The sequence below is a fragment of the Paenibacillus sp. J2R1T-4 genome (assembly GCF_059692235.1).
In genome coordinates this window covers 718,593-730,923 of the sequence record NZ_JCAUBA010000001.1, presented here as the reverse complement: position 1 = coordinate 730,923, position 12,331 = coordinate 718,593, and the positions used below count along the sequence as shown (strand labels likewise).

General features: G+C 44.8%; 10 protein-coding genes and 1 pseudogene. 6 read left to right on the top strand and 5 right to left on the bottom strand.

Features of this window, described 5'->3' with window-relative positions:
* Together AC58QD_RS03490 and AC58QD_RS03485 are read right to left on the bottom strand one after the other, a co-directional pair.
* Positions 1–926 (bottom strand): annotated as a pseudogene (locus AC58QD_RS03490) (IS3 family transposase); the annotation flags it as partial.
* A gap of 76 nt (positions 927–1,002) precedes the next feature.
* A complete protein-coding gene (locus AC58QD_RS03485) occupies positions 1,003–2,472 on the bottom strand; it encodes an aminotransferase class I/II-fold pyridoxal phosphate-dependent enzyme (protein WP_497330020.1) in 1,470 nt (489 codons plus the stop codon).
* A gap of 153 nt (positions 2,473–2,625) precedes the next feature.
* Here AC58QD_RS03485 and AC58QD_RS03480 point away from each other — a divergent pair, with 153 nt between their 5' ends.
* The 3 genes from AC58QD_RS03480 (at position 2,626) to AC58QD_RS03470 (ending at position 7,202) form a co-directional block, all read left to right on the top strand.
* Complete coding sequence (locus AC58QD_RS03480) at positions 2,626–3,924, top strand: MFS transporter (RefSeq protein WP_497330018.1); 1,299 nt, start codon at positions 2,626–2,628, stop codon at positions 3,922–3,924.
* 51 nt (positions 3,925–3,975) lie between these two features.
* Positions 3,976–5,136 carry an MFS transporter gene (locus AC58QD_RS03475; protein WP_497330016.1) on the top strand — a complete coding sequence of 387 codons (1,161 nt, stop codon included), beginning with the start codon at positions 3,976–3,978 and terminating at the stop codon, positions 5,134–5,136.
* A 131-nt stretch (positions 5,137–5,267) separates the two neighbouring features.
* Positions 5,268–7,202: a DUF2334 domain-containing protein gene (locus tag AC58QD_RS03470; RefSeq protein ID WP_497330014.1), complete on the top strand. Its 1,935-nt coding sequence runs from the start codon at positions 5,268–5,270 to the stop codon at positions 7,200–7,202.
* A 51-nt stretch (positions 7,203–7,253) separates the two neighbouring features.
* On the opposite strand, the gene AC58QD_RS03465 is transcribed toward AC58QD_RS03470, so the two are convergent.
* Both AC58QD_RS03465 and AC58QD_RS03460 read right to left on the bottom strand, forming a co-directional pair.
* Positions 7,254–7,781 (bottom strand): hypothetical protein, encoded by a 528-nt coding sequence (locus tag AC58QD_RS03465; protein ID WP_497330012.1) that lies wholly within the window; start codon positions 7,779–7,781, stop codon positions 7,254–7,256.
* Between the two features lie 90 nt (positions 7,782–7,871).
* Positions 7,872–8,495, bottom strand: coding sequence for a YktB family protein (locus tag AC58QD_RS03460; RefSeq protein ID WP_497330010.1), 624 nt, complete (start codon positions 8,493–8,495; stop codon positions 7,872–7,874).
* A 223-nt stretch (positions 8,496–8,718) separates the two neighbouring features.
* On the opposite strand from AC58QD_RS03460, the gene AC58QD_RS03455 reads away from it, so the two are divergent.
* Complete coding sequence (locus AC58QD_RS03455; protein ID WP_497330008.1) at positions 8,719–9,531, top strand: stalk domain-containing protein; 813 nt, start codon at positions 8,719–8,721, stop codon at positions 9,529–9,531.
* Between the two features lie 132 nt (positions 9,532–9,663).
* Here AC58QD_RS03455 and AC58QD_RS03450 read toward each other — a convergent pair whose 3' ends face one another.
* Complete coding sequence (locus AC58QD_RS03450; RefSeq protein ID WP_497330006.1) at positions 9,664–10,128, bottom strand: cysteine dioxygenase; 465 nt, start codon at positions 10,126–10,128, stop codon at positions 9,664–9,666.
* Positions 10,129–10,522: 394 nt separating this feature from the next.
* Here AC58QD_RS03450 and AC58QD_RS03445 point away from each other — a divergent pair, with 394 nt between their 5' ends.
* Together AC58QD_RS03445 and AC58QD_RS03440 are read left to right on the top strand one after the other, a co-directional pair.
* The gene (locus tag AC58QD_RS03445) at positions 10,523–11,119 is read left to right on the top strand and encodes a YkzI domain-containing protein (protein WP_497330004.1); all 597 of its coding nucleotides are present in this window, start codon (positions 10,523–10,525) and stop codon (positions 11,117–11,119) included.
* 21 nt (positions 11,120–11,140) lie between these two features.
* On the top strand, positions 11,141–12,319 hold the full coding sequence (locus tag AC58QD_RS03440; protein WP_497330002.1) for a LacI family DNA-binding transcriptional regulator: 1,179 nt from the start codon (positions 11,141–11,143) through the stop codon (positions 12,317–12,319).
* Positions 12,320–12,331 lie beyond the last annotated feature (12 nt).

Below are 12,331 nucleotides of genomic sequence, written 5' to 3'. Positions count from 1 at the left end.
TTTCTCTCCAAATAATTTAAACTCCGTAATGTCTGTAACCCATTTCTCATTGGGCTTTTTTGCTTGGAAATTGCGTTCTAGAACATTCGGCGCAATCTTGCCAACGGTTCCTTTATACGAGCGATACTTCTTCATACGAACCACACACTTCAATCCTAATTCTTTCATGATACGCTGAACCTTTTTGTGGTTTAGCTGGTGTTCCCGATTCTTCAATTCATCCTGAATATGACGATAGCCATAACGCCTTTCATGCTCATCATAAATCTCTTGAATTAATTTCTTTAGCTCCGCATCTGGATCTGGTCGACCAACGTTTTTTATCCAATAATAATACGTGCTTCGTGGGATACCTGCGAACTGCAGGAGTGCTCTCACCGAAAATTTGTTCCTTAGTTCATAGACGACTTGGGCTTTGTCTTTTTTGGTGATTTTTCCTTGTTTTGAACTAAGGCATTCAACTTTTTTAAATACGCATTCTCCATCCGTAGACGTTCTATCTCTGCGAGTAAAGCCTCGCTAGTACCTTCATCTGCTACCGGCTTCTTCGTTGCCTTTTGGTTTTCATTTTTCATAGATGGACGCCCCTCTTTCTTTGAGTTGAGGGCGTTTACTCCTTCTTTCTCCAGTCCTCTTCTCCATTTCCGAATCATACTGGGTTCAGATATGTTGAATATGGCTGCTGTTTCATTAGGTGACGTCCCATTTTCGATCATATAATTGAGTACGTCTAGTTTATACTGAGTAGAATAACTTGTACAGGATTTCTTGAACGCTTCAGCCCCTTGATATTTATATTGATTCACCCAGTTCATAACGACAGCAGAGCACGTTCTTAATTCTTTTGCTATCGATTTAAAACTTTCTTGGCCCTCTAAATATCTCAATACGGCCCTTAGTTTTATTTCCAAAGTATACTTGGACATAAAAACTGCACCTCCAATTGTTAGATGTGTCTAACAATTGGGGTGCAGCTCAGGAACCAGACGGCTTTTTCTGATATTAAGTAATTGGCGTTGTTTCTACAATAACCTTTACATGTTGGATGGAACGATCTTCGGGTCCTTTGACAGGCAAGCCTACTTCCACATGATCGACAATATAGTCAACATGCACTTGTGAGATCACTTCCCCAGGCAGCAGAATAGGAATGCCAGGGGGGTACACATAAATAAATTCAGCAATAATCCGGCCGGCGGACTCTTTGAACGGAACAATCTCAGTGTCCCCATAGAATGCATCTCTTGGTGAGAGAGACAGCTGCGGCACTTCAGGAATCTCAATGTTAATCTCGCGCGGCGGATTATTAGGGTCATAGCCCTTGGCCATCTCGACGAGTGCGGCAAGCAGCAGGTCGATCGTTTCCCTGTTATCGCCTGGAGTGACCAGACAAAGAATATTGTACATATCACTTAGTTCGATCTCGATGTTGGCATGCTCTCTTAACCAATTCTCTGCATCATAACCAGTTAACCCAAGATGACGCACATGGATAGTAAGCTTCATCGGATCATAAGCAAACGTAGCCTCTGTCCCGATAATATCTTCTCCGAAGCAGTATAAGCCTGGAATTTCATTTATTGCTTTACGCGCATACTGAGCTAAATCGATAGCATACTCCGCCATGGAACGGCCATTCAGAGCCAAATTGCGGCGTGAGGTATCAAGCGAACCAAGCAGCAAGTAAGAAGTTGAGGTTGTCGTCAGCATACTAATAATGGTCTGTACACGCTTCGGATTAACACGCTTCCCTTGGATGTTCAACACCGAGCTCTGCGTCATCGAGCCTCCCAGCTTATGAACACTGGTCGCAGCCATATCAGCACCTGCCTGCATTGCCGACACGGGGAGATCCTCGTGGAAATGAATTAATACCCCATGTGCTTCATCGACTAGAACAGGAATGTCATAGCTATGTACGAGCTCAACAATTTCTTGAAGATTCGCGCATATTCCGAAGTAAGTTGGGTTAATAACAAGTACAGCTTTAGCATCTGGATGACGCTTAAGGGCGCGTCTAACGGCGCTAGTAGTGATGCCGTGATCAATCCCGAGGTTAGTATCGCTGACCGGGGAGATAAACACAGGCTTCGCTCCAGCGAATATGATGGCCGACATAATTGACTTATGGACGTTGCGAGGGATAATGATTTTGTCACCCTCGCCGCATACGGATAAGATCATAGTCATAATAGCACCGCTCGTACCTTGAACGGAGAAATAAGTATAGTCGGCGCCAAAAGCATTAGCTGCCAACTGCTGTGCTTCTTCAATTACACCGGTCGGTTGATGTAGATCATCCAATGGTGCTATATTGATTAAGTCAATGGAAAGTGCATTATCTCCAATAAAGGAACGAAATTCCTTATCAGCTCCAGCTCCCTTCTTATGACCGGGAATGTGAAACTGTATTGGATTTTTGGCTGCGTGCTCTAGGAGCGCGGTAAAAAGGGGAGTGCGATGGTGGTCCATCTAGTCATCCCTGCCCTTCGACAAAATTCTTTTGTTATTAAGTAACAAGCTTGAGTATATCAAAAACAAATTCGGATGCAAGGGCAACATAGGGTTTTCCTTAGCTTTATAGGGATAAACTGATAGTATCTTGCAACACTAGAGGTGGAAGAGATGAAAGGTATTCAATCATTTTGGCTTAAACAGAAAAAAATATTTACACCATTCGTCATGCAACTGCTCGTAATCATGTTTCTTGTAGAGTTTGTAAAGGGTGCTGTCCTTATCTCTATTCTTCCGGTTTATATGCAATCCGCACTTGGTATTTCTGCCTTTATCATAGGTTGGACCATGGCCGTGCAATATATCGGTGACAACGCTTTTCGTGGACCGATCGGTTGGATGATTGATAAAGCTGGGTATCGCCCTGTTATGCTGACAGGTGTTATTCTCACTTTTATATCGGTGCTTATTCTGATTATGTTCTCGCATTTCTCATGGATCATCTTTGCTTGCGCCCTGCTCGGGATAGGTACATCTCCTCTATGGCCATGTGTCATTACAGGAGCAACGGAAGAAGGTGGACATGAATCGAATGGAACAATGATGAGTGTCATTTATATGGCTTGGCTGTCCGGTGTAGGAGTTGGACCCGTGGTTATTAATTTCTTTGTTACCGATACATACACTACGGCATTTCGGATTCTCCTGGTTCTTATGGGAATTAGCGTAATTGTTGCGATGTTCTTGCCAGGCCAGAAAGATAGCGGGGGATGGAAAGCGATGTTTCAATCCCGCAATCCGAATGCTGATCCTGCACGTAAACAAGTAAGCAAGTTGACACGATTCCAGGAGTGGATTACAGATCGGACAGATCGCTCCAGACGTTACATTGCCGAAGTGAAAGCTTCCCTGAATGTCAATTGGGTGTTCTATCCAGCCATGTTCTTGCAGACTTTTGCGTTGGGGCTGCTAATTCCGGTCTTGACGATCTACGCTCGAAGCATACTGATGCTCACACCTGAGCAGTACAGCTTATTCCTGATTACAGGGGGAGCCATTACTGTGTTATTCCTGATTCCCGTAGGTAAGCTTGTTGACCGCTATGGTGCAAGCTGGTTCGTTCATGCGGGACTTATCATTAGTGCGGTTTCTTTACTTGTATTCACATACGTAGAAGGTATGGCACTGCTGCTCATTATGGTTGCCATACTTGGTGCGGGGTATGCCCTATTAATCCCTTCCTGGAACGCATTAATTGCATCTGTTATTCCAAAAGAGAAGCGCGGGGCTGTATGGGGGTTCTTCTTGACTATTGAGGGCTCCGGTACTGTAATGGGTCCCATTGTTTCGGGGCTTCTGTCGGATCATATCGGCTACCATGCTCCATTCATCGCAAGCGGTATCGTGCTTCTCGTCTTGTACGTTCTCCAATTGTTCATTTCTATTGATCGAAAAGTTATGGTAAGATAAGGGCGATTAACTACCCGTAACCCGCACTAAAGCAGGAGGCATTAAACACAAATGAACAAGCAGATGTTAACTATCATGTTGATCCTTGTGACCATATTTATCGGCTTCGGGATTATCATTCCGATTATGCCCGAAATGGTTTCACCCTTTCACTTGAGTATGATGTTGATGCTATATTCCGCAGTATCTTTCCTGATGTCTCCTTTCTGGGGGGGACTCTCAGATCGAATTGGCCGGAGGCCGGTATTATTAACTGGACTTGTAGGCTTCTCAGTCAGTTTCTTATTGTTCGGACTTGCAGATGGCGTATTGTGGCTGCTGTATGTATCTAGATTGTTAGGCGGTCTATTCTCAGGTGCTGCTACAGCATGCGCGGTCGCCTATGTAGCCGATATAACTTCCAATGAGAACCGAACCAAAGGCATGGGTCTGGTTGGGATGTCAATCGGGTTGGGCTTCATTTTCGGTCCTGCCATTGGTGGATTGCTGAGTTACTTCGGTCATCAGGTTCCGTTCTACACCTCCTCGGCGCTTGCATTGGTAACCTTTGTATTCGCATCGGTCGTGTTGAAGGAGTCGCTGTCGCCAGACAAACGAACCGCTCGTAAAGAACGCAGAGCCTCTCGTTGGACTGCCTTTGCTGGATCCTTGAAGTATTTATATGTGCTGTCTTTCTTTGTATCTTTTACACTCGCAGGACTAGAAGCAACGCTGCAATATTTCGAAATTCAGAAGTTCGGAGCCACACCTATGGATATGGGGATCATGTTCCTCGTAAGCGGTATTGTTGGTGCTGCTATACAAGGCGGGGTTGTAAGAAGGTTTATTAAGTCCGGAGACGAGTCGAAAGTAATTGGAATCGGTCTTACCTTGTCCGCGATCGGGTTCTTCCTGATTCTACTTTCATCCAGTCTGCTTACGGCTACTATATTTATGACGGTTTTTGCCGCTGGAAATGCTTTGATTCGTCCTTGTGTAACTTCATTGATTACACAGAAGACGAGAGTGGGACAAGGAGTTGCTTCCGGGCTAAGCTCTTCCATGGACAGCTTGGGGAGAATTGCCGGTCCCTTGATGGGGATTAGCGCATTTCACTTAAACATTCATTTACCATTTTTAATCGGCGGTGTCTTGTGTCTTGCAGCTATTACTCTCGTGATCGGCTTTATAGGAGCGGACAAGCATAGTCAAATTGCCGAACCAGCAGCCTAAAAATACTCCAAAAGGAGTATTTTTTTTGTTGATGACTTTGAAAACACATTAGCATATAATTGATGCAAAACAACCCGCTTCTTCATGGCAGCGTTCTTGAAACTCATAGTCATCAGGGGGAGATTACATCAATGAAAATAAAAGCTCCGCCATTGTCAAAGAAGATGCGTCTGTTCATCGTATGCGTATTAATGATCGTTTCCTTTAACTCCATTCCGTATATATCTGCGGTGGGTAATGATAATCAACCCAAATACATCCTTATGCGTCTGGAAGATGTTGGTCCTGGAGGACAATACGAGGGGCCCGAACAATTAGGCAAGCTTAGAGCCGTTATGGAACTGTTAAAAGAATATAAGGTGCGGTATCAGATGGCGGTCATCCCGCGTTGGATCGATATTGCTAAGGATGGTAAGCGCTATGATGTCTCCCTTGATAAATCTGACGATCCATACGTGGAGTCATTCGTTCATTTGCTGAAGCAGGCAGAGTCGAGCGGTGCAGTTATTGGAATGCACGGATATACGCATCAGGTTGGCGATGTGCGACGAGCGGACGGTCAACATGAGTCCGGTATTGGCAACGAATTCAATGTGTTGGATGTGGAAGAAACCAATTCACCCAAGTATGCTCAGAAAAGAGTCGAAGAAGCGAAACAAATATTCGATGGAATTAACATTCAACCTAAATTCTGGGAGGCTCCTCATTATCAGACAACACCAGAACAAGATGAAGTGTTCCGGTGTTATTTTGGTCTCCTTTACCAAGCGGATATGCATAAGGATCGGAATACGGTAACCACGCAATACTCGCCGGCTCGCAATACGCGTGTAGGAGAGACTTCGTTAGGTGCGGTGAATGTGCCTACTCCGCTTTCCTACATTCCGTATAATCGGGATGCTGATATTATTCTGAAGCAGCTCGATAAAGCAGATCGATTGCCTTCGTTTTTCTTCCATCCCTTTCTGGAATTCAAGCATCTGATCCCTGTAGTGGACTCTGATGGGGACCCGGTAATACAGGACGGCATTCCCTTGTATAAGTACCCTGCCAAGGCAAAGAGCATCCTGCAGAAGCTTCTGATTCAGCTGGAACAGAAAGAATATAAATTCATTCCGATTACGGACTTTATTCCTTTTTCCCCGGCCAAAAGTGTGCCCTTGGAGGAAGTGTCCGATCGAAATGTTCAGTTGGCTGACGTGACGGGAGACGGTCAAGCTGATGTTGTACGATGGGATGCTAAACGTGGAGAAATACGAGTAAAAGCAGGTGAATTCAAAGGATATAGGAATGAACCTGTTGGCGATGCGAAGACTTGGGCATCCATCCCATACCACACAGGAGATGTATGGACATTATTCGACCACAATGGTGACGGACGCAATGATTTGTGGATCTTACGGGCAGATGGACAATGGCTGTCGTATCATTCGAATGGTTCTGCATTTGTCGCTGCTGGCTCATATAAATTCGGCTCTGCGGGCTGGAGTGATCTATATGCGATCAATCAGGGCAAGGAAGGTTGGGTGCTCGCCGGCCAATCTCAAGATAAAAGCCAATTGGAGGCAGTCTCCATTAAAGGGGAATCCGTTCGCCCATTACCTCCTTTGGTCTGGAAGATGAAGCCTTCACAGCTCACAACCGGGGATCTGGATGGGAATGGCAAGGAAGAGTTAATTATCCCATTCGCACGATCCACACGTTGGATCCAACTGTCACCTGATCCTGCTGCGCTTAAGTGGAATTCCTCTGCAATTGCTCTGGAGCTGCCTGTGACGGATAACGGAACGGTTAGGATAGGGGATTACAATGGGGATGGGAAGCAGGACATCCTATTCTGGAATCGTGTCCAACAGTCATTCGCGGTGTATGGGCAAATAGGCCCGTTGAAATTCGAGTATTTATCTAGAATGGGGCCATGGGGACCTCGCAAGGGCAAACTGATGGTATCCGATCTGAATGGGGATGGGAGAAAGGATGTTGCAATTGCGAATGGAGAGGAAGCCTATTTGGACACAGCACTTTCGTATGAGTCTGCAGATTTCTTAACATCAGCTCATCGGTAAAATAAAGACCCGATTTCACTCACCTGAGAGAAATCGGGTCTTTGAATTGCTCTATTCTTGTGATGCAGATTCACGACTCTTGTGAAACCCTTTATGGTTCAGCATATGACGAACGTGATCAGGAAGCTTTTCTTTCATTTTCTCCGCTTTCTCCGATGACCACTTGCCTGATTTGACAGCTTCCTCAATCTTCTTCAGCTTGATGGCGATTAGCTGATCCATCAAATCGGCCTCGTCAATCCCTTTTGACTTGGCGACTTCAGCAATGCTCTTCCCAGCCTTCAGCTCTTTCTTCAGCTTATCAGGCTCAACCCCGATAATACCGGCCGCTTCTGTAATGAAGTACATGCTGTGTTTATGCATTTGGGAGTGCTTCCGATCCGCTTTCCCCGGTTGATCACCAGTGGGGTTGATCAGCTTGTCCGAAGCCTGGCTATCAGCAGATGGCTGCTCGGACGGTACGTTCACTGCAGGTTCTGCTGAAACTGCGCTTGACAATGTTACTATGCTGATTGCTACTGCAAACGCAAACGTCAAGAAGCAGCGAAGTGTAATTCCTTTCATGTGAGAATGACTCATGGTGGGATATACCGCCTTTTCCTAGAATGATGAAGCTCTCAAGTAGTATGTACAGCTCTCATCCATATTATAGGCGTTCAATAGAAACATTTAAAAAGCCAAGCGGTATAGCGGTAGAACCTGTTCAAAAGTAGCTTCAATAACTGCAGAAATAGCTGCTGGATGCCTAAGACGAGCATCATCTCTTTTAAGCTCAATTCCGCATAAAATCTCTGCTTTTTTCACTGTCTTTAGCCTTTCGATCAACTGTGCTAGACTCTCATTGGATAAATCTTTATCCATCGTAAAGGAAGGATCCATGTGATCGCCTGACCAGAAAAAGTGATCTGGAATCGTTTTACGGATATTTTGCAGCTTGTCCAGCACCCGTTCAGCAAAAAGTGTTTTATTATTGCATTCATAAATAATAGCGAATTGAATGAATAAGTGGGTAGACCATAATCCAACTTGGAAATGAGGATGGGATTTATATCCCTTTTTGTTGTTTGACCAGGCTACCCAGCTATCGTTGGGCGCATTTATCGTCCTTCTGGCATGCCTGGCGACATGAACAAACATAGGTTCTCCGCATACGGCCGACAGCCAGGGGGCGGTTTCATCTCCGATTTGTTGCAGCTTGGGTCTTACAGTCTCGATTAAAGCTTGCATCCGGGGTTCAAGGCCTGGAATTGTAAAAACATCAAAGTCTTCTGCTGTAAAGATTGGAAATGTCACGAAATGAACCTCCTAGAAATAAAAGCGTCTGAAAAGAATCGGAATACTTGAAACAACATTATCTTACCGTACACGAAATGAGGGAGGAAGGCAAACGTTGTCGAATGGGCGGTACAGAGTGGTTAGTCATGCTATACTTGGATAGTCTTGGTAAGTTATAATGAATTCAAACCGGATGTTGTCACAACAAGGGGCGCGTCTTACCTAAAAAGGGGAACGAACGATGGGGAAACGTCGGATTGCTAAAAGTCTTGCCTTCACGCTAGTGATGGGCGTTTGTTTTACGGCTGGAGCTTATGCGGATGATGCTTTAGTTAAAGTGGAAGCTTATTTACGGCCGGATTTCACAGTGAAGGTTAATGGGAGAGCAGTTGCTCTGCCTGATCCGCCGCTCATTTATAACAACAGCAGCTATTTACCTTTAAAAGTTTTAGGCTTGTTATTAGGCGCAGAAGTCAATTGGGACGAAGCGACGAAGTCGATTCTAGTATCTCCGAATCCTTCAGGTGTCGTTCCTGGAGGCCAGAATCCAGGGAATCCAGGCGAACCAGGACTTGGGTATAGAGAAATCAAGCTGGGGGATGTCATTCGGTATAACTTGATCTACAATAACGTGAGTTATCCCGCACTGGCTAATCTGGTAGGCAGCTCCGCATATTTCCGCTGGTCGGATCTTCAGTTGATGCCCTTTGATCTTTCTGGAGTTATTCTTCACACCGAGAAAGCAACAAAGGAAACGTATGTCCATGTAGATCAGGTTATTCCCAAATGGGGCGGAAAAGTAACAATGGGAATCAAGAATGAGCCCATTTATACAGGAAATTATACAGCCGGACAGAGGAAGGCGATTGAAAGCTTTTTTGGAACCCATCTAAACGCATTTACAGTCCAACAGCTAGCAGAGAATGAATATTATGCCTTTGTTCAGCGGCCAGATAAGAAATACGTTGGCTATACGTTGAGATTAACGCCTTTCTCAGATGATTACTGGAGTGTATCAGGCGCCACTCCAACCGAGTACTCAAATACGCCCTAATCCGATACATTTTTCGCTCAAGAGCAGGTCTTGGGCGATTTTTTTATGGGAAGAAATCTAGTTTATTAAAGGGGCTATGTATGAAATGCTCGGTGGGAATTGGACGGCTTCCCAAAGGCATCTCGTAAGGAGTCAATCGTAGACCTTGATACCGCTTAAAGGTGGAGCATAGACGTGCAGGGAAACGGTTCTCTTATTGGTAAGGTTAATCATTTGATGGATTTGGTTATGCGCAGCAATGAACAGCTGGTCTTTCTCCACATATTGCTCTTCATAAGGATGGATCGAACCGGATTCGTCTAGTGAATACAGGGTATTGGTAAGTTGGCCTTCCAACACAAGAGCGGCACCGATCGATTGACCGTGGTCATGAATGCGAGTGGTAGTAAACGCTGGTAAGTGGACTAATATGACTTCTAGATAGTCGTTCGCAAATAAAACCTTTCTTCCGTATGCGTGCTCTTCAGGTTGAGGGATATCCGATGCTAGCAGATGCCCTTGCTCACCTAACGTTACAAGGGCCTCGATTAGTTGCTCGCTTGTCGGCTCACTTATCGAACGAATTGCTGGGGTTATACAATCGGATAACAAATTCATTACAGCCTCCTATTCATCAGAAAAACATATGAATTTCATAAAAATATCTTATGACTCAGACGATAAAAGTGTACCTTTGTTCTTTTAAAAAGGGTTTATAGGCTTAAATGATTTTTTTTGTGAAATGGTCAAGTTTTTATGCTTAACCTGTTCCCGAAACTTGTATTTGCTCAAAAAGATCGGGCTTTTTTTATTGATTTATTGAAAAAATAATCAATAATCCAAGTTGCTAAAACATAAAATTCATAATAAGATAAAGGTAAGAAACAAAGTTGTCTGAACATTCTGTCAAAGAGTCCCCTTTTACTGACAACTGGTGAAAGAAAGTCTTTCCAGATCTTTCGGTCGTTTCTTACGCTGTACATGGTTGGAATTCTGTAAGGAGGGGATTGCCGTGAACAAGAGTTACGAGGTGGAGTATTGCAACTTGGAGTTGCGTTTTGATCGCCGGCAAATCCGCAATTTCATCAAGGCGTTGATTCAAGTAGGGTACTCTCTGTATTGGAATGAGAACGAACATAATTTCATCATTTCGATCCGCTCTGGACGTAAGTTAATCAAGCTCCGCTTTCAACGTCTCGGCGATCGATACAAAATCGTAGGCGATTATTCGTTCAAGGATGAGAAGCTTGCTGAGCTAATGGAAAAGATGATTGGAGACACTCGCGGTCATGCTATTGTGAAACGGTTCAAGGATCGCCAGATTCTGATCGAGAACATCATGTTCGGAGAGATTATCCGTATGGTGGAAATCTCGGGAGTAGAGCATAAGGTATTGTTCCAGAAAGAGCCTGTTGTTACGATTGAAGAGATTATTCAAGCCTTCAAATCGAAGCGAGCCGAGGAACGTGCTGCGGTTGTTCGACTGGAGCTGGATTATGAATTATCCGTGCTTCAAGATGCCTTAGTGGCAGGCGAGGAGGAAGCCGTATCGGCAAGCAAAGAACGGCTTATGGGATTACGCGAAGAAATGATTCAGTTGGAGCTATAAGAATGAGAATGGAGATTATTGGTGAGCGAGAACCATATGGATGAGACGCCCCTGTCAGCATTAGGCAGAGGGCGTTATTTATGTCTGCATTATTACTTGCAAATAGCCTTACTAAGTCACGGATTCACTAGCTTTTATGATCTTGTTAACGTGTGCACGATATGCTATGATCGAGACGATAGAGGTGGTAGCATGACGGTTACGATCAAAGATATTGCCAAACTTGTGGGCGTCTCTCATACAACAGTATCCAGAGCGCTGAATGACAGCCCGCTCATCCAGGAAAGCACGAAACAGAAGATCCGAGCTATTGCCGCGAGTATGAATTATACACCCAACTACAGCGCCAAGAGTCTGGTGCTAGCACGTTCCTTTCATATCGGTTTGTTTTTCTCGACGCTTGATGAAGGAACGACAGCCGGATTCTTTCATGAGACGGTGTTAGGCGCCCATAGCGCACTCAAGCATCGGTATCATCTGATTGTGAACGGAATTGACAGTTATAATGGGTCGTACACGTCGGTAACGGGTCAGAGCTTTGACGGAATTATTGTGATGAGCCAGAGCCATGATGACGAATCCTTCATTCGTCATGTATGGGATAAGGGCATCCCGTTAGTCGTCATTAACCGGAACACCGAGTCTCTTCCTATTGTGAATGTGCTGTCTAACGATGAGGCTGGGGTAATCGGTGCTGTAGAGCATATGATTGAACACGGGCATAAGCGTATTGCAATTATTGAAGGGAAAGCAGGATTTCAATCTTCGCACGTACGTAAGAACGGTTTTTTGAAAGCTATGGCCAAGCACGGGTTAGAAGTGTTAGAGGAGTACCAGGTAAAAGGTAATTATGATCTTGAAAGCGGTTATGCCGGCATGCAGAAGTTGCTTCAATGTGATCCTTTGCCAACGGCCGTATTCTGCTCTGGCGATGAGCTGGCTGTTGGGGCGATGAGGGCTGTGTCAGAGAGCGGCTTACGTATACCAGAGGATATATCCATTGCAGGTTTCGATGACAATGTGTTTTCTGCTTTTTTATCTCCATCGCTAACTTCAGTGAAACGCCCTGTCGAGAGAATGGGTAGAATCGCGGCAGAGAGCTTGCTGCGCGTCATTGGAGAGAGACTGCAAAGTCCGGAAACGATTCAAGTGGAAACCGAGCTTGCTGTAAGACAATCTGTAGGTCCCAGGGTAGGATAACAACATTACAAA

What these genes read in the sequence shown, in the direction of transcription:
- AC58QD_RS03480 (WP_497330018.1), top strand. Translation starts at nt 2,626, where the DNA reads ATGAAAGGTATTCAATCATTTTGGCTTAAACAGAAAAAAATATTTACA.
- AC58QD_RS03470 (WP_497330014.1), top strand. Translation starts at nt 5,268, where the DNA reads ATGAAAATAAAAGCTCCGCCATTGTCAAAGAAGATGCGTCTGTTCATC.
- AC58QD_RS03485 (WP_497330020.1), bottom strand. Translation starts at nt 2,472, where the DNA reads ATGGACCACCATCGCACTCCCCTTTTTACCGCGCTCCTAGAGCACGCA.
- AC58QD_RS03450 (WP_497330006.1), bottom strand. Translation starts at nt 10,128, where the DNA reads ATGAATTTGTTATCCGATTGTATAACCCCAGCAATTCGTTCGATAAGT.
- AC58QD_RS03475 (WP_497330016.1), top strand. Translation starts at nt 3,976, where the DNA reads ATGAACAAGCAGATGTTAACTATCATGTTGATCCTTGTGACCATATTT.
- AC58QD_RS03455 (WP_497330008.1), top strand. Translation starts at nt 8,719, where the DNA reads ATGGGGAAACGTCGGATTGCTAAAAGTCTTGCCTTCACGCTAGTGATG.
- AC58QD_RS03465 (WP_497330012.1), bottom strand. Translation starts at nt 7,781, where the DNA reads ATGAGTCATTCTCACATGAAAGGAATTACACTTCGCTGCTTCTTGACG.